We start from the raw sequence: 18,005 nt of genomic DNA, 5'->3' as shown, positions 1-18,005 counted from the left end.
ACCATGATTTATTGGATTTTGGATTTTCATGAGGCCCGTTTCGTTATAGGAAGTGGCTATTAAAATATCAAAACAAAAACTCGAAACTCAACGCAGTTTAAAAGAAATCCGAAATGACTTGGGGCTAAAGCCCCGCGCTTCTATACCGCGCCGGTTGAATCCCGTATTGCAATTTAAACGCACGACAAAATGCGCTCACATTTTCAAATCCGCACCTCCAGGTAATCTCATGTATTGGCTTATTGGTATTATTCAGCAGTTCCACCGCCCGCTTAAGCCTTACCTGAATCATATACTGATGTGGAGTAGTGTTAAAAACTGACTTAAACTGCCTGATCAATTGAGGAATTGACAAGCAGCACATACTACTTATCGCATCTAAACCGGGTTGTTCCATGTAATACGATTCTATAACATCCTTTGCAACGCATAATCGCTTATATATTTCAAGTCGTGTATGCTGTTTAACCGCGTTTATGTTGTTTGCATGGTTTATCCCCGAAACCTGTGTTCTGATCAAATGATTTAAAATAAACACCAGGTGTTCATCAACCATAGAATTGTTATATCCATAGCTGTTGAGTGAAGAAATCAGATCATTTAATTTTAATTGTAACTCATTATCAATATCGTTCAGTGTTTGAAAGAACTCCGGGTTTATCCGGCTGATCATAAAAGGATCATCAAGCTGAGATTCTTCCTGATAAAGCAAGTCGCGAAACACCGCCGATGCAAACTCCTCTTTAAAAAAAACCGACAAGCTCCTTACCGGTTCACCGCTATCTATCCGTGAGGAATAAGCCTGATTGTTGTTCATGATCAGAAATTTTGCCGGTCTGACGGCAATTTGACGATGGCCTATGCCGTACCATTCTTCGCCGCTTATTACCGTTTTAAAAGAAAGGCAGCCAACATGCAGATCGCACACACTGTGACTGCTCTGCGCATTAAAAATAATGTTATGCTTTTTGAACCGGCTAAAATGCGATTGTTCATCAAAACCGGCGACAGCGTGATCTGGAAAGTTATTGAAATACATATCGTTAGTCCATTAAATGTATCCGTTTATTTTCATTGCCCATCTATAATTGATCATTTGCGCACATTTTTCAACCGATTAAAAATATATCCTTGCAACCCTTATTGGTTCAAGGATAAAACAACACTCAACAACTTAATCATTTCAAATTAATATGGAAACAAGAAATAGAACAAATTTACTTTTAACCGCGGTGTGTTATACAAAAAAAGCATGCCTGCCGCTATTTTTTTGCCTGCTGCCAGTTGCCGCAATTGGCCAAAATATGCGGTACGATACCATACGTTATGCAAAAGTGTATTACCAAAAGCGCGTAGCTGCTTTTAACAGCGAAAAGGTAGTAAAATATAAAATTATATTTCTGGGAAATAGCTTAACGCAATTTGGCGACTGGAGCAAACTTTTAGGTGATTCAACAATTTTGAACCGGGGAATTGCAGGCGACAATACGTATGGTGTTTTAGCGCGTTTGAACGACATTATGATTCGTAAGCCAGGCAAGCTTTTTATCGAAATTGGAATAAATGACATCTCCCAAAATATTCCACAACAAATCATTTCAAAAAACATACTGTCAATTGTGAAACAGGTTCACAAAAATTCACCGGGCACACAGGTTTATATTACAAGTATTTTACCGACCAACGATAATGTGAAAACGGAGTATCCGGCATCATATCATAAAAACAAGCAGATAAATTTTATAAACAGCGAACTAATGCGGCATGCGGATGCGATCAATTACACTTACATTGATTTAAATAAACAGGTTAAAGATAAAAAGGGAGACCTGGATATCAAGTATGCAAAGCCCGACGGAATTCATCTTAATCAACTGGGTTATGGCATTTGGGTAAAACTTATAAATATGGAAATAATACACCATGCAAAGAAATGACCGAAGGGCATCGTCTGGTTTCTGCGCTTCGTACCCAACAGAAAAAGCGGAAGCAGGATTAAGCGATTTACACACTAAGCAGCGTTGATAACGTATAAGTTCCGATTCACCCAACATCTTGTCCCTCCTACGGCTCATCCAAGTGACAAAAAAACAATGTTTTCTGCCAACCACTATGTTACCCAACAATTAACTCTCCATCAAACAATTGTAAAAAGCAGCCAACCCTTTCAAATCCCGAAATTTAAGCGTATCTTTGCGCCAAATTTAGAAGGGCATTTTCATGCAAAAAATAAGAAATATAGCGATCATCGCACACGTTGACCACGGTAAAACCACATTGGTTGACAAAATTTTACACAGCTGCGCCATCTTCCGTGACGGACAAGAAACAGGCGAACTGATCTTAGACAACAACGACCTGGAGCGCGAGCGTGGTATCACCATCGTATCGAAAAACGTTTCGGTAATGTATAAAGATGTTAAGATCAACATCATTGATACCCCTGGTCACGCCGACTTTGGCGGTGAGGTTGAGCGTGTATTGAAAATGGCTGATGGCGTTTTATTATTATGCGATGCGTTTGAAGGCGCTATGCCTCAAACCCGCTTTGTAACCCAAAAGGCTTTGGCTTTAGGCTTAAAACCAATTGTGGTTGTAAACAAAGTGGATAAAGAAAACTGCCGCCCTGAGGAAGTTTACGAACAAATCTTCGAATTGTTCTTTAACCTTGAGGCTACCGAAGATCAATTGGATTTCCCTGTTATCTACGGTTCATCTAAACAAGGCTGGATGAGCACCGACTGGAAACAACCTACCGAGGATATTTTCCCGTTGATGGATGCTATTTTAGCAAACATCCCGCCGGCACCTATCGAAGAAGGTACCCTGCAAATGCAGATCACCTCGTTAGATTACTCCTCTTTCGTAGGCCGTATAGCCATTGGCCGTGTTGCCCGTGGTACTATCAAAGAAAACATGCCGGTATCGTTGGTGAAACGCGATGGTACTATCCAAAAATCACGTATCAAAGAGCTTTACACTTTCGAAGGATTGGGTAAAGTAAAAGCAACTTCGGTTAGCAGCGGCGATATTTGTGCGGTTGTTGGTATTGAAGGTTTTGATATTGGCGATACCATTGCCGATTTTGACAAACCGGAACAACTGGCCGTTATAAAAATTGACGAGCCTACCATGAACATGCTGTTCACCATTAACACTTCACCATTTTTTGGTAAAGAAGGCAAGTTTGTAACATCACGCCACCTGCGCGATCGTTTATACAAAGAGATGGAAAAAAACCTGGCGCTTAAGGTTGTTGAAACCGAGTCGCCGGATTCGTACCTGGTTTATGGCCGTGGTATCCTTCACTTATCTGTATTAATCGAGACCATGCGTCGCGAAGGTTACGAATTGCAGGTTGGCCAGCCGCAGGTTATCATCAAAGAAATTGATGGTGTTAAATGCGAGCCGGTTGAAACCCTGATTGTTGATGTACCGGGCGAAGTTGCAGGTAAAGTAATTGAGCTGGTTACACAGCGCAAAGGCGACCTGTTGATAATGGAGCCAAAAGGCGACTTACAGCACTTAGAGTTTGATATCCCTGCACGTGGTATCATCGGCTTACGTAACAACGTATTAACCGCAACCGGTGGCGAGGCTATTATGGCTCACCGCTTTAAAGCATACGAGCCATGGAAAGGCCAGATCCCTGGTCGTTTAAATGGTGTATTGGTATCTATGGATACCGGTAAAACCACTGCTTTCGCTATTGATAAGTTACAGGATCGTGGTCGTTTCCACATCGACCCCGGAACCGATGTTTACGAAGGACAGGTTTTAGGCGAGCACATCCGCGATAACGATTTGGTTATTAACTTAACCAAAGGCAAGCAGTTAACCAACATGCGTGCATCTGGTAGCGATACCAACGTGCGTATTGCACCTGCTATTAAATTCTCTCTTGAGGAGTCTATGGAGTACATCCAGGCCGACGAATACATCGAGGTAACCCCGCAAAGTATCCGTATGCGTAAGATCTACCTTAACGAGAACGAACGCAGAATTAACGCTAAAAAATTCCAGGCGCAGTAATTCAGAGGTTAATCTATAACCACATATACAGAAGGCATCCGTTTTACGGATGCCTTTTTTGTTTAAGTAAAAACAACTAATCTCCAACCTCTATCCTCTAATCTCTAAAACACTATCTTTGCGCAAACTATGCGTATACCCGCCATTAAAGGATTCGACCAGCAGGCCCTTGAAAAGTATTTTAAAAATACGGGGATGCTTTTTGTGGGGCGTGTAGGTGGCCTGCTTATCAATATGATAGTAGGCATATTGGTTGCCCGCTACCTTGGGCGCGCGCAAAATGGTATATTCAGCGGCGGCACTATTTATATCTATTTCTTTTCGGCAGTGGCCACCCTGGGGCTCGATCAGTTCATTGTAAAAGAGCTGCACCAATACCCCAACAACCGCGATCAGATCCTCGGCACATCCTTCTGGCTTAAAATAATGGCAGGGCTCTGCTGCGTGCCCTTAATATGGCTGGCTTACCACATTTATCCCGCCAAAGGCACCCCCTATTATTTTGTGCTGATACTTTCTTCTATCGGTGTATTACAGGCGCTAAACGTAATCGATTCGTACTTCCAAAGCGAAGTACAATCCAAATACATTATGCAGGTGCAGGTAACGGGCAAACTGGTATCCGCAGGAATTAAACTTTGGCTTATCTGGGCAAAAATGCCGCTGGTGTTTTTTGTTTACGCTTACGCGTTCGATTTCCTGTTGCTATCCATCGGTTATTTTTTTACCTACCAGCGCAAAGGCCGCAATATTTTCGATTGGACGTACAATCAGGCTCTCGCTAAGAAAATGCTGCTGCTCTCGTGGCCGCTCATCATATCCGGCGTTATGGTGGCACTTTACATGAAGATAGATGCCATTATGATCCAAAACATAAAAGGCGTAAAGGAAGCCGGGGCGTATGCAACCGTAGCTACATTAAGCGAGGCCTGGAATTTTGTCCCCGCGGTTATCGTTACTTCGCTTTTCCCGGCCATATTAAACGCCCGGCGCGACGACCCGGAGCGCTACCGTAAACGCTTGCAAAACCTGTACGATCTGATGGTATATCTAAGCGTACCGGCTGCCATTGTTATCACCTTTGCATCACATTTAATATATAAGGTTTATACGCCCGAATATGCTTACGCGGCGCCTACGCTGTCGGTGCATATCTGGTCGGGGGTGTTTGTGTTTTTAGGTGCGGCAAACGGGCAATATTTAGTTGCCGAAAATTATGTAAAACTCACTTTTATCCGCTCGGCCTTTGGTGCAGTGGTTAATATCATCCTCAACCTGATATTGATACCGCGGATGGGGATGATGGGGGCTGCCATTGCCACACTCATCGGTTATGCCTGTTCCACTTTTTTTATACTGCTTATTCCAAAAGTGAGGGCACAGGGGGTTATGATGCTGAAGTCGCTTTTATTTATTTCATTAAAAGATAATTCTTTTAAAAAATAGGTTATATTTGGCTAACTAAACCTTTTACAATGAGGAAAATATTTACTTTTTACACCATAATCATAGCAGCTATCACTGCACTTAGCTCTTGCGTAAAAGATCAGGTTGCTATAGATGATCTTAAAAAATCCTGCCTTTACGATGATAAAATAGATTATTTTAAGAGATGGGCAAATACCTTTACCGAGATTGATACTTACAACGCCGCCGGTGCAATTGAAAGCAAAACCTTCATCCACCCGATAGGCTACTTTCAGTTAAACAGCAACTCAACCTATAACGTTTTAAGCGATAACGTACCTCTGAGCGGTGCCTGGGATATTACCGATAGCTGCCAGTTGGTACTCGATCCTAAAGCTGCCCTCGAACGAAAATTTGATGTATTAAAACTCACCAACGATTCGTTAACCCTGCGCCGCAAAGCGGGCAACAAACTTTATACACAGCATTACGTAGCCTACAAGTGCCCCACCCTTGCGCAATTGCAAAATCGCTGGGATAACACTTCTATCTATGTAGAAAGCTATGACGCGAACGGTGTAACAGGTTATTACACCATATTTCCTATCGGGTTTTTCCAGCTTAATGCCAATGCATCTTACAACAGGGTAAGTGATGGCGTGCCCTTAGATGGCACGTGGAGTCTTACCGATGGATGCCAGTTGATGCTGGATAAAGGCACACCCTTAGAGCGGAGTTTCGAAATTCAGCGAGTTACAACCGATTCACTTACCATATGGAGGAAGGACCAGGCTACTCAAACCAACTATTTGCAAAAGTACGTTAAGCACTAAGCTTTGTATTTAAAAAACAGAGTTCGCAGCGTTTTGGCTACCAGCTGGTACCCTTGTACCTGTAAATAGGCGTATACTTCAGAACTGGTTAGGTTTTCAAAATCTATACGGTCTTCCACCAGGATGTACGATGGTTTGTATTTTGCCCAGTTGTTTGATTTTAACACCTGCAGGTCCAATCCTTCTACATCTATTGTTAAAAAATCTATTTGCTGGCCGGCAGGCAGGTATTTGTCCAGTACTTCTGATAGCGGCCAGGTTTCTATCTCTACTTCCCGGGTGATGTGGTATTTGGCTGATGTCGAGTCGCGTTCCTGTGAGATCTCTTTAGAAAAACCATTAAGAGCGGGTTCGTTAAAGCAATAAAAGGTTAACTTATCCTTTATGGCACTGATGCCGATATTTAAGTTGATATCGTTCTTTCTGAATATGTTAAATGCTTTTATAGCACCGGGGGTAGGTTCGATATTGATGCCGCGCCATCCTTTTTTGTAAAAATACTGGGTGTTAGAAAAACGGTATGGATGATGGGCGCCAACATCCACAAAAAAGCCTTTGTAGTTTTTTTTACCTTCATAAAAAGAGCGGAGCACCATATCTTCCCCTTCCTGCGAGTAAGAGTTTACCGCCTTAAAATAGTGTATAGGTAAGTATTTTAAAATGGCTTTTTTGAAATCAAACATAAGGGCAAATAAACGATAATCTTTACACACTTAAAAATGAAAAAGCCCCGGGATGTTTGCTGGCAGGCGGGCAAGATCGGCGATATTTAAATGTGGCATTCTGTACAAATTAACAGATGACGCTGAACGGGCTAACAGGGTTTACTATTTTAGGTAAATAAAAATATTTTAAACGTTTGTGCAATACGCTAACTTTACACGCTTAGGATATATTTATATTGATGCAACAATCTGCCATTAGCGGCAACGTAAAAACCGCGTACGACGAATTTTATCAAAAGCACGATGAGGCCTGGCGAATGCTCGGCGCTAAATACAAGGCACAGCATATTGTTGATGTTTGTACGGGCAAAAGCTTCGGCAAAGTACTGGAGGTGGGTGCGGGCGACGGCAGTATCTTAAAATACCTGTCGGACCAAAACTTCGCGCCCGAATACCATGCGGTAGAGATCTCGGCCAGCGGTGTGGAGCACATCAAAGCCGCCAATATCAAAGGTTTAAAATCGGTACTGGAGTTTGATGGTTACAAATTGCCGTTCGGCGATGATAGTTTCGATCTTATTATCCTCTCTCACGTATTGGAGCATGTAGAGCATGAGCGCATTTTGCTGCGCGAGATAAAGCGCGTAGCCCGCCAGTTTGTGATAGAGGTACCGCTTGATTATAAAGCCGGGGTAGATAAAAATATTAAACATTTTTTGGCTTACGGCCATATCAATGTTTATACGCCCACCAGCCTGCGTTATTTACTCATCACCGAAGGTTATGAGATAGAAAAGGATCTTACGTCGATGATAGAGCCCGAGGTGACCAGGTTTAATACCTACATCAACCAAAAGAAAGCCAAAAGTTTACTAACCGAGATCAAAATAGCTGCCGAGTATACCATAAAAAATACGCTAAGCAAACTTGGCGGGGGAAAAGCGACTGAAAAGTACGCAAACGCTTACACCGTACTTTGCAAAAAAACCGATAAACAGGCCGATATATTTTAAACAGACACGAATTGATCGAATTGATCCAATTTCACGAATTTTAAAAACTCAATGTCAAATTGATCGGCACTATGTACATTCACTCATTCGCTAACTCACTCAATCACTAATTAAATCCTTGCAATCCCCTGCCCCTATAGCACTATTTGTTTATAACCGGCCCGATCATACCCGCCGTACCATAAGCTATTTGCAAAAAAATTTACTGGCAGAAGAATCGCGCCTGTTTATTTTTTGCGACGGCGCCAAAACAGACGCAGATAAGGCAAGCGTAGATGAGGTGCGGCAGGTGGCCAAAGCAACCGGCGGTTTTAAAGCCGTAGAGGTGATAGAGCGTAAGCAAAACCTTGGCCTGGCCGATTCTATCATTGCCGGGGTAACGCAACTGGTTGCCGAGTATGGCAAAGTGATCGTTTTTGAGGATGATCTGCTCTCCTCTCCTCATACCCTGCAGTATTTTAACGACGGATTGGTACGCTACGCTGCCGAGGAAAAGGTGATGCACCTGAGCGCCTATATGTTCGATCTGAAAGATAAAAACCTGCCCGAAACGTTCTTTTTCCGGGCGGCATTCAGCTGGGGCTGGGCAACCTGGGCACGCGCCTGGAACCACTTTGAGCCGGATGTAGATAAGCTGATGGCACAATTTGATAAGCAGAAGATCGACAGCTTCTCTATCAATCACAGCATGAATTTCTGGAAACAGATGCTGGATTTTAAGGCCGGCCGAAATAATTCCTGGGCCATCCGGTGGTATGCCTCTATTTTTTTAAAGAACGGCTTAACTTTAAACCCGCTGCATTCGCTGGTGCATAACATTGGGCACGATGGCAGCGGAACGCACTCCAACATCGAAAACACCTACCAGGTGCAAATAGCTCAAAAACGGGTTAAATATTTCCCGGAAATTATTAAAGAAGATAAAAAGGCTTATGAAGCTATTAAGTATTTCCTTAAAAATAGAAAAGGTAGCCTTGTAAACCGCGGATTAATGTTTCTTAAACAGCTGAAAAGCAAATATCTGCATAAAAAAGCTTGATATTGGGTAATATGTTGATATATATAACAGTGTTAATAAATATTTATTAAAAAAAATTAGTCTGCTAAATCTATAGACATTATATTTGTGCGTTATTAAACCGATTATAAACCAATCGTTCTTTATGATTTAATAATAAGATCAGTAAAAAGCAAAAAAAAGAGAGGGCCCGAAAGTTCTCTCTTTTTGTTTTTAGAAACATGCTGCGGTTTTTTGTGTTATACCTAAAAACAGCTAAACCATGATTGACGAGAAAGACACTCACCCAGCAGATAAAGACGGCAAATACGAGTTTATGATCCATTACTCGGGCCGCGAGGTTCCATGCACGGTAGTAAAGGAACAAAACAAACTAAGCGTTTGCATAGAGGATAATATCAGTGCAGAGCTTACCCTTAACGATGATGGCACCCTGGTACAAACCGGCGGCACCGACCTGGCCGATTCGGCAGTGGAGTTTATTAAAAAAAGAATTTTAGAATAAAGGCTATCGGTCAACAATTAAAAAGGTGCTAAAGCTCAGCGATATTCTACGCGGCTTTAGCGCCTTGCATTTTTCAAATAGCTGTATTATCACTTCCAATTGCGTTTAGCCCCGCGCAGTGTTTGCCATGCATCCGGTTTATAAACTATTCACTATAAATGACCACTACCACGCAACTTAACCAAACGCTGCGCATACTGCTGCTTTTTGTATTGGTTTTTGGAATACTTTACATTGGCGCCCCGGTTTTTATACCACTCACATTCGGTGCCGTATTAGCAATGCTATTGCTACCGGTATGCCATTGGTTACAGCGCCGTGGTTTAAATAACGGCTTCGCGGCCGGGTTAAGCCTCGTTGCGTTATTAGTGTTGATTGGCGGGCTTATTTTATTGCTGGAAATTCAACTGAGCGATATTTTACAGGACCTATCTAAAATACAGGAACGCATTAACCAACTTATTGCCAACTTGAAAGATTACGTGCAGGATACGTTCGGCATCTCGCGCCGCGAACAGCAGAAGATGATAAAAGAACAGCAAGGCGACGGGATGGGTAAAGCTGCAGGCATGGTTACAACCCTGCTGGGCTCCTTTGCGGGTATTTTAATAGATACCGTTTTGGTGATGGTTTATACTTTTTTGTTCATCTATTTCCGGGCGCATTTTAAAAGCTTTATTTTAAGGGTGCTGAGCCGCCAAAACCGCGAAACGGCTAAAGATGTATTACAAAACGCAAGCACTGTTACCCAGCAATACCTGGGCGGGCTTGGGCTGATGATAGTGATGCTGTGGGTAATGTATGGCATTGGCTTTAGCATTGCAGGAGTGCATAACGCTATTTTCTTCGCGGTACTCTGCGGTATCCTGGAGCTTGTACCCTTTGCAGGGAATATTACCGGTACGTCTATCACCGTACTTATGGCTTTGGCGCAAAGCGGTGATACCAGGGTGGTTGTGGGTGTACTTATCACCTATGCCTGCGTGCAGCTCATCCAAACTTACCTGCTGGAGCCTTTGGTAGTGGGCGACAGGCTCAACATCAACCCGCTGTTCACCATCCTCATCATTGTAGTAGGCGAAGCTGTGTGGGGCATCCCGGGCATGATCCTCGCCGTGCCGCTTCTCGGCATATTTAAAATTGTATGCGATAGCAGCGAGCCATTAAAAGACATCGGTTACCTTATTGGCCCGCCCAAAGAAAAAAAGGGGGAGGATGGCAATTTTATTACCCGCATGTTTAAGGCATCAAAGTAATGCTGTTTGCCGTACAACGCCCGATCTAACGTGCAGCTATCCTATTATTAGCTTTAGATACCCCCTTTACATGCAGCGATATTAAACTGGCGTGCTTCATGCCGAGCGTTTGCCCCGGGTTCTCTTTAAGGTATAACTTTAGATAAGTATTCATGATAGCTTTAGAGATCCGGATATAATTATCCCGGTACTTTCCATCGGGAAAGGGAACAAGCGGCTTATCATAATACATCTTCCCATCTTTGTCTACAAATACCGAAAACGAATAATAGAAATCGCCGTAAGCTTTATTGATGACGATATCGTATTCCGGGTCCATGTAATCAGCAGAAGTATTGTAGTTATTTAACAGCCAATCGGCAACGGTCTTTTCCTTCACCACAGTGAGTATCGGGCTCTTGCTGATCAACTGTACCGGCTCCTGCGCGGCAAAAGCATCTTTCATATCGGCATTAGCTTTTGCCACTAATTCTTTTACAAAAAGGGTATCCCGTTTTTTATACCGCTGTAAAACGGCGGCAGTAGTGTGCAGGCTGTTTTTAATGTAATTATCGGCGTAAAACTTCATATAGATTTTTTCGCCCACTGTGTTCAGTGTGTCGTTGCGTGCCGCAAGCAATTCAAACACCAGGCTATCCTTACTCATGCGCCGCATTTTTAAATACGAGCGGTTGGTATTGATCACCGAATCGAACCCCAGCGCGAGCGGGAAATTAAGGAAAGCTTTTTTCACCGGGCTAAACAAAGCAACAGAATCGTCGGATACGAACCGCAACCGCCAGTCGGGGTTTAAATGATAACCATATTCATTAAATGAGAGTCCGTTTTGCTGGTAACGCCAAACTTCGGTGTAAGTGATGCCTTCTATCGATTTAAAGGAGATCGGCTTTTTGTTTTTTTTTAAACGGGGGTTGTTATAATCACAGCCGGCAAACGCCAATATCGCACATACCGAAAAAAGCAGTACAAAATTTTTAAGCAGTAATATTTTCATAGGCGTACTTTTATTCTGCCTGCAAGATAATAATAGAATTTAATTTTGAAAAACTTTTTTTTAACCTAATACTTCCTCCAGCACTTCGTGCGATCTGATGTGGCCGAAACCTTCGATATGCATGGCGTAATATTCCAGCAGCTTGCTAATGAGGTAGCGGCGCTCGTCGTTACTAAGTTTAATGTCCTCTATTTTACCAAAACCATTTTGCAGCAAATCGTGGAAATTTTTGGTGTGCGGCGGCGACAGATATGATGCACTATCGGGCTTGTAGTTGGTAAAAACGCCATCTTTCATATCGAAATAATTGGCATTGTTCAGCGACGTGCTATGCGGATAAAAACCCAGGTATCGCGTTAGCTGAACCAGGAAAACGAGGTGGAAGTTGGCCAGCCCCCGCGTGGCATTATCCAGCCATTCAACGGCGTTAAATATAAAATCGAAAATGTTCTCATCCGGCGTTTGCTGCTTTACGGCTTTATAAAGCACCTCGTTTAAAAACATGACAATGCAGCTTTTTATAATATCATAGGGGATGCTGAGCAGCACGGGCGAGTTCTTCAGTTCGGCAATGCGCTGGATGTTGCCGGCGGCTTTGTGGTATACCACCATATCAACCAAATGCAGCGGCTGCAGCATATTGCGGCTTATTTTTGCCTTTGGCTTTTTTACCCCATTGATGAGGTACGATTGCAGACCGAATTTTTCGGTGAAGATCTGTACCACTACGCTGCTCTCGCTGTAGTCGGTAGTTTTAAAAACGATGCCGCGGGTTTTATGCAGCATAACCCAAAAGCAGTGAAATTTTTGGCAGGAAGATGATAACACCGGTTAGGAGCGCAAAGAAGGCAACCACCAATACGGCTGCCGCGCTGATATCTTTTACATGCCCAGCCAGCTTATTATAGCCCGGCGATACCAGGTCGGTAAGGGTTTCTATCCCGGTGTTCAATAGTTCGGTGAGCAGTACCATGGCAATACAGAGGAGGATCCAGTTCCATTCGGCAGCGCTGATGTGCAGGTAAAAGCTTAAGCCAATAACCAGCACTGCGGCAAACACATGCACCCTAAAGTTCAGCTGGGTAGCAAAGGCGTATTTTAAACCACTAAAGGCAAAACCAAAACCGCGGATAAACTTCTTCATTACCTGTTAAGATACGCAAATCTGCACAAATTAATTTACAGGCAGGGTAAAGTAAAAGGTTGAGCCCTCACCCTTTTTGCTCTCTACCCAGATGTGGCCATCGTGGCGCTGCACAATTTCGGCGCACAGGTAAAGCCCGATGCCAAAACCGGATACCGTTTGCGTGTGGCTGCTTTCTACACGGTAATAGCGGTCGAATATTTTTTCAATATCCTGCGGCTTCACGCCAATACCCTCATCTTTCACGCTTATTTGCGCCATATTATTTATCAACCGGCATTCAACCTGTATATTTTTGCCCCTGGGCGAGTATTTAACCGCGTTGCTCAACAAATTGGATATCACCGAACCTATCTTGTCTCTATCTGCATTCAACACTATCGGTTCCGAATGGGTAAAGATGATATCGTGGCCGGCTATGGTAAGCCTGGCGTCGTCAATCATCTCGGCAACAAGCTCATCCAGGGCAAAATCATGCTTATTTAAAAATATCTTACCCGATTCCAGTCGCGATACGTTTAAAAACCCATTGATCATGGTGCTCATTTTCTTTACCTGTGTGTTCACTTTCTCCAATGCGCCAAGGGTAAAGCCGTCATCGTTGTTACGGGCTTTGTTATAAAGCATTTGGGCGTATGCGCTAAGCGAGGTAAGCGGGGTTTTTAGCTCGTGGCTCACCATGCCAATGAAATCGTTCTTACGCATCTCATCCTGCTTTTGCTCGGTAATATCAATAATGAGCCCCGAGAAATGCGAGAGTTTCCCGCTATCGTCCGGGTATAGTTTACCATAGGCACGCACCCAGCGTTTCTTCTGATCATGGTGGCCGACTACAGGGTGCTCCATTACGTAATTGCGACCCGTGGTAATGGCTTTTTCAACGGCTTTTGTCACCTTTTCTCTATGGCTATCCGGGATGGCCGCTGCTACCATTTCGTAGGTTACCTCTTCATCGGTATGGTAACCAAATTGCTCCTTTAATCTTGGCGAAACGATAAACTCGCGGGTTTCCACATCTAAAAACCAGGTGCCAACGTTGGCCGCCTCTATAGCAAAACGGGTTTTTTCTTCGGCCTTTTGTAGCTCTTTGCGGGCATTTACCTGTTCGGTAACTTCGGTTGCCACCATCATTATGCTGATTACTACCCCCTGTTCGTTTTTAACCGGCTGGTAAATAAAGTTAAAATAGCCGGCTTTTAATTCGCCGTTATGTTCTAAAATCGACAAGGCCTCGTTGCCATAATATGGCTCGCCGGTAACAAATACATTATCTAATAATTGTAAAAAAGGCTGGCCCTGAAGTTCGGGCAGCGCCTCGGCCAAAGGCAGGCCAATAATGGCGGATGTTTTGCCCCAAAACTGCAGCACCCTTTTGTTTGCGGCTTCCAATATCAGGTTTCGCCCGGTAAAGATCGATATGGCAACGGGTGCACGCTCTACCGCGTTGCGGAACCTGTTCTCGCTTATTTCCAGCTCAACAATAATTTTTTGCAAATCGTGCTGGGCCTCATTCAATTCTTCGTTGGTAGCATACAGCTCCTCGTTGGTAGCGGCAAGCTCTTCGTTAGATGCCGAGATCTCTTCGTTCAAGGCCTGCAGCTCGGCCTCGTTTTGTTCTAATAATTTGCGGGCTTCAACCATGCCGGTAATATCAACCACTGTGGCCATTATCGATTCTACTTCGCCTTCGGGCGTAAAAAGGGGGTCGTAAGAAAAATCAACGTAAAGATGTTTTGTGCCTGCCGGGGTAACTATATCTACCTCTATCTCGGGTATAGCAAGCCGCTGGCCGGTGTTAAAAACATCCTCCAGCATTTTAGGGAAAGGCTGGTTGATCAATTCCGGGAAAACATCCAGCAGTTTTTTGCCCAGTACCTCTTCGCTGGTACGGCTCCATATATCCAGTACCGATTGATTGGCAACGCCTATCACCATATCGCGCCCCTCTAAGATAGCCATGCTGACAGGTGTACCCATCACCATACTTTTTAAACGGTGTTCGCTGTGTTTAACTTTATTGCCTGCACGTACCTGTTCGGTAACTTCGGTGGCTACCACTATAACGCCGGAGATATCGCCTTCCGAATTTCTGAAAGGCTGATTTATAAAATTAAAATACCCTTCTTCCAGTTTACCGTTGCGGTTTAAAAAAACGCTGGCCTCGTTGCCAAAATAGGGTATCCCGGTGGTATATACCTGTTGCATGATATCAACATAAACCTGGCCTTCCATTTCGGGCAGTATTTGGACAACCGGCTTACCTACTACCGATCTGTCCCTGTCCCAAAGTTCCAAAAACTTATCATTGATCATTTCCAGCACCATATCGTAGCCCTTAAACAGCCCGATAGCCACCGGTGCCTGCAATATCATGTTACGGAAGTTGGCTTCGCTTTCCGTGAGGGCTTTTGTGCGCCTCGCTACACGTTCTTCCAGTTCGGTATTTAATTGCTGCAGCTTATCCTGTGTTTCCTGCAGTTGTTCGTTGGTAGCGCCAAGTTCTTCTATCGTAGTGGCAAACTCTTCGTTAAGCGCTTGCTCTCTTGCCAGCGCAGCCTCTGTTTTTTGTGCGCTTAAAAGGGCCTGCTGATTTAAATAGCGTTCCGTAACATCGGCGGCCGTATGCAGCAGGCAATAGGTTTTGCCCTGCTCATCTTTAATGGCACGATAGGAGAAATCGAAATAAAACGTTTGCAGCCTGCCGTTTACAACTAGGTTGGCCGGGGTATTTACATCCTCGTGGCTGATGCCGGTAGTTAAAACTGCCTGCATCATGCCAATGAAGGGCTGCCCCTTTAACTCGGGCAGGGCCTCTTCCAGCGGAAGGCCGATTACGCTTCTGTCTTTACCCCAAATAGCAAGCATAGCATCATTTGCCATTTGCACCGTTAAGTCCATAGAACTATGTATGGCGGTTGCGTTGTGCGATAATGATAAAACTTTCAGCAGCTCATCACTACTAAACCTGGAAGTATTATTCATTTAAACGATGTAAGAGAATATATTAATAAAAGCTATAATAAATTGCACAGTAATAACAGCAGAAACGAAGTATTCGTTTTGGTGCGGTTTGACAAAAAAATAGTTCTTATTTAGGGGATAAGGCTGTAAATATAGTATAGTTTGGTAACAATAAAAACACGTTGTTACGACACGTTTTTTTTACCCGTGAGCTCATCTTTAAGCAGTAAAATAAAACTGATACAGCCTGCAAGGCCGAAGCCGCCCGATGCCCCCCTTAATATATCAAATATAAGCGGGTTTTTAGGGGCGGGCGCCCAAAGAATAATGGCAAACAACAGCACGGAGACAGCAAGAAGTAAGATGGTGCGCGTAACCTGATTTTTCATTGGCGAAAGATATTAATTTTTCGCGACAAGCCTCCTTTTAAGGCTTGTTCGCGTTCGACATGCAGCGCGAACAGCCCGAACAAGCGTGATTTTAATAAATTATTACCGGATGTTATTTAATGTTCGCATCCAGCCAGGCTATGCGTTTGGTGAACCACTCCTTTACATGCGCAACCTCTTTGGGGTAAGTACCCAAAACAACCGGGTTGGGCCACACGTAGATATTCAGGATATTCCACCTGCTAAAATTTTTCCTTTGCGAAAACTCAAAGGCGGCTTCCGTTTTATCCATATTTTGCAGCATGGCAGGAATTGGCCCTGCCTTTAGTTCGGCCCATTTAGCTTTTACCTTCGCCGCAAATACGGGGTCCTGATACAGGCGGCCCATCCACGTCCCGTTTTTTACCCACCAGCCTTCCGGATTTACCGCTGTGCTATAGTCTACATTTCCTGCGCCGAGGTCAAAGTCCCAGGCGGGGCCCATGCCCAGTTTACCGCCCCTGTCCTTATAATAAAACATGCTCGAAAATTCCTGCGCATCCTGGTTCTTAAACACCTCGTTCACCAAAAACCAACTGATAAATGAATCTACATTGATATACTTTGCATACCCCTTATCCGGATCGGCAAAATCCGCAGAAAATATGGCGTTCTCGGTATCCTGCAAATAGGTTTTAATATAATTAAGCTGCTGTGCATTCGGTGCTTCCGGCGAGCGCAAATTCATCGGCATGTTTTTGTCCGTTGGCCAGTGTACAATTTCGCCGTTGCGCTGGTCAAGCTCAATTAAGTAGCCCCCGCTGATGGCTGCAGCGCTCACATCGCCCGCCTTAGGCTCGGGTATATTTACCCGGGCAGCGTTAATTTCTACCTGCTCGGTAAGTGTGTAGTTGCCTACATGGTCGCCGTTTAAAATAACTTCAACCGGGATGCCGTGCGGCGCAAAATCTGATTTGGCTCCCTGTGCCAATGCAAAGGCAAGATAATTGCGCATCAATGTTTTATCGGCATAATTGGCCAGCAGCACCCAGTTTTTCGCGCTTGCCAAACCAAGCACTTTATTCTTTGTATCAAACTTAAGGCGGTACGATTTCTTGGGCATAAGATCCCATGTAGAGTTGCCGCGCCCCTTCATTTGCAGGGGGATACTTTTCACTTCCTGCTCATACAGCCCCATGGTATTAATATTAAGCGTACCGGTTACATAATCCTCTTTTGATACCACAGGGCCCGAGGTGGTAAGGGTGAATACCGGCAGGCCCGTAAAATTAGAGATGGTTACCGTGTACGTTTTAACATCGTTACCGTTTGTTACGGTGTAAACTACCGGTTTAGAAAAATCGTTAACCGTAACGGCGCTGGTTTGTACTACGCTGCCCACTTTTACCACAGCGCCGGTTTTCGCTGTAAAGGTAGCTGCAAAGTTCATATCGGTTTCGGGCTCGGGTGTGGCACCGCTAAGCTTGTCGCCATTAACATATATAAGTACATTCTCACTTATTTTGCCGGTGTTGTTTTTTGCCTCCAAAGAGAATATAAAATCTTGCGTAGTATCTGGCAGGGGAATGCGGGGAGCATCTTTTTTACAGCCAAAGATGAACAGGACAAAGCACAGATAGGTAAGGTTTTTTTTCATAGGTTTTTTGCATTATAATACCATGCATAAAACCGAGCTGGGTTTAGCAGAATATCAAAGCTTAATAATTGGGTTTATATATTGGTATATATTTGGTTGCCAAAATAATGATATTTTATTGATAATTAAAGAGATGAGCCTAATGCGTAAAT

Annotated in this window: 16 protein-coding genes; 8 read left to right on the top strand and 8 right to left on the bottom strand. The window is 43.8% G+C overall.

From position 1 onward, the window contains the following. Positions 1–124: 124 nt before the first annotated feature. The gene (locus tag IDJ77_RS18310; protein ID WP_191190428.1) at positions 125–1,039 is read right to left on the bottom strand and encodes a helix-turn-helix domain-containing protein; all 915 of its coding nucleotides are present in this window, start codon (positions 1,037–1,039) and stop codon (positions 125–127) included. A gap of 154 nt (positions 1,040–1,193) precedes the next feature. On the opposite strand from IDJ77_RS18310, the gene IDJ77_RS18305 reads away from it, so the two are divergent. The 4 genes from IDJ77_RS18305 (at position 1,194) to IDJ77_RS18290 (ending at position 6,272) form a co-directional block, all read left to right on the top strand. Next, the gene (locus IDJ77_RS18305) at positions 1,194–1,937 is read left to right on the top strand and encodes a GDSL-type esterase/lipase family protein (RefSeq protein WP_191190427.1); all 744 of its coding nucleotides are present in this window, start codon (positions 1,194–1,196) and stop codon (positions 1,935–1,937) included. 283 nt (positions 1,938–2,220) lie between these two features. Further along, on the top strand, positions 2,221–4,032 hold the full coding sequence (typA, locus tag IDJ77_RS18300) for a translational GTPase TypA (RefSeq protein WP_191190426.1): 1,812 nt from the start codon (positions 2,221–2,223) through the stop codon (positions 4,030–4,032). A 129-nt stretch (positions 4,033–4,161) separates the two neighbouring features. Next, positions 4,162–5,478, top strand: coding sequence for a flippase (locus IDJ77_RS18295; protein WP_191190425.1), 1,317 nt, complete (start codon positions 4,162–4,164; stop codon positions 5,476–5,478). 29 nt (positions 5,479–5,507) lie between these two features. Further along, on the top strand, positions 5,508–6,272 hold the full coding sequence (locus IDJ77_RS18290) for a hypothetical protein (protein WP_191190424.1): 765 nt from the start codon (positions 5,508–5,510) through the stop codon (positions 6,270–6,272). Here IDJ77_RS18290 and IDJ77_RS18285 read toward each other — a convergent pair. Further along, the gene (locus IDJ77_RS18285) at positions 6,269–6,955 is read right to left on the bottom strand and encodes an FkbM family methyltransferase (RefSeq protein ID WP_191190423.1); all 687 of its coding nucleotides are present in this window, start codon (positions 6,953–6,955) and stop codon (positions 6,269–6,271) included. The genes IDJ77_RS18290 and IDJ77_RS18285 overlap by 4 nt on opposite strands. 221 nt (positions 6,956–7,176) lie before the next feature. Between IDJ77_RS18285 and IDJ77_RS18280 the strand changes: the two genes are divergently transcribed. The 4 genes from IDJ77_RS18280 (at position 7,177) to IDJ77_RS18265 (ending at position 10,729) form a co-directional block, all read left to right on the top strand. After that, entirely contained in the window at positions 7,177–7,950 is a 774-nt protein-coding gene (locus tag IDJ77_RS18280; RefSeq protein ID WP_191190422.1) for a class I SAM-dependent methyltransferase, read from the top strand. Between the two features lie 118 nt (positions 7,951–8,068). Further along, a complete protein-coding gene (locus IDJ77_RS18275) occupies positions 8,069–8,989 on the top strand; it encodes a glycosyltransferase (protein ID WP_191190421.1) in 921 nt (306 codons plus the stop codon). Between the two features lie 241 nt (positions 8,990–9,230). Beyond that, on the top strand, positions 9,231–9,473 hold the full coding sequence (locus IDJ77_RS18270) for a hypothetical protein (protein ID WP_191190420.1): 243 nt from the start codon (positions 9,231–9,233) through the stop codon (positions 9,471–9,473). Positions 9,474–9,631: 158 nt separating this feature from the next. Next, positions 9,632–10,729 (top strand): AI-2E family transporter, encoded by a 1,098-nt coding sequence (locus tag IDJ77_RS18265; protein WP_191190419.1) that lies wholly within the window; start codon positions 9,632–9,634, stop codon positions 10,727–10,729. Between the two features lie 25 nt (positions 10,730–10,754). On the opposite strand, the gene IDJ77_RS18260 is transcribed toward IDJ77_RS18265, so the two are convergent. The 6 genes from IDJ77_RS18260 to IDJ77_RS18235 form a co-directional block, all read right to left on the bottom strand. Next, positions 10,755–11,723, bottom strand: a complete 969-nt coding sequence (locus IDJ77_RS18260; RefSeq protein ID WP_191190418.1) for a hypothetical protein — start codon at positions 11,721–11,723, stop codon at positions 10,755–10,757. A gap of 60 nt (positions 11,724–11,783) precedes the next feature. Beyond that, positions 11,784–12,509, bottom strand: coding sequence for a DNA repair protein RecO (recO, locus tag IDJ77_RS18255; RefSeq protein ID WP_191190417.1), 726 nt, complete (start codon positions 12,507–12,509; stop codon positions 11,784–11,786). Then, on the bottom strand, positions 12,499–12,867 hold the full coding sequence (locus IDJ77_RS18250; protein WP_191190416.1) for a diacylglycerol kinase family protein: 369 nt from the start codon (positions 12,865–12,867) through the stop codon (positions 12,499–12,501). The genes recO and IDJ77_RS18250 overlap by 11 nt, the downstream gene beginning before the upstream one ends. 30 nt (positions 12,868–12,897) lie before the next feature. After that, complete coding sequence (locus IDJ77_RS18245; RefSeq protein WP_191190415.1) at positions 12,898–15,849, bottom strand: PAS domain-containing protein; 2,952 nt, start codon at positions 15,847–15,849, stop codon at positions 12,898–12,900. Positions 15,850–16,013: 164 nt separating this feature from the next. Further along, positions 16,014–16,217, bottom strand: coding sequence for a hypothetical protein (locus IDJ77_RS18240; protein ID WP_191190414.1), 204 nt, complete (start codon positions 16,215–16,217; stop codon positions 16,014–16,016). Between the two features lie 112 nt (positions 16,218–16,329). Next, the gene (locus IDJ77_RS18235) at positions 16,330–17,853 is read right to left on the bottom strand and encodes a CotH kinase family protein (RefSeq protein ID WP_191190413.1); all 1,524 of its coding nucleotides are present in this window, start codon (positions 17,851–17,853) and stop codon (positions 16,330–16,332) included. Positions 17,854–18,005 lie beyond the last annotated feature (152 nt).

The organism is Mucilaginibacter pankratovii, assembly GCF_014773265.1.
GTDB lineage: Bacteria > Bacteroidota > Bacteroidia > Sphingobacteriales > Sphingobacteriaceae > Mucilaginibacter > Mucilaginibacter pankratovii.
This window is presented reverse-complemented; position numbering and strand designations above follow the sequence as displayed.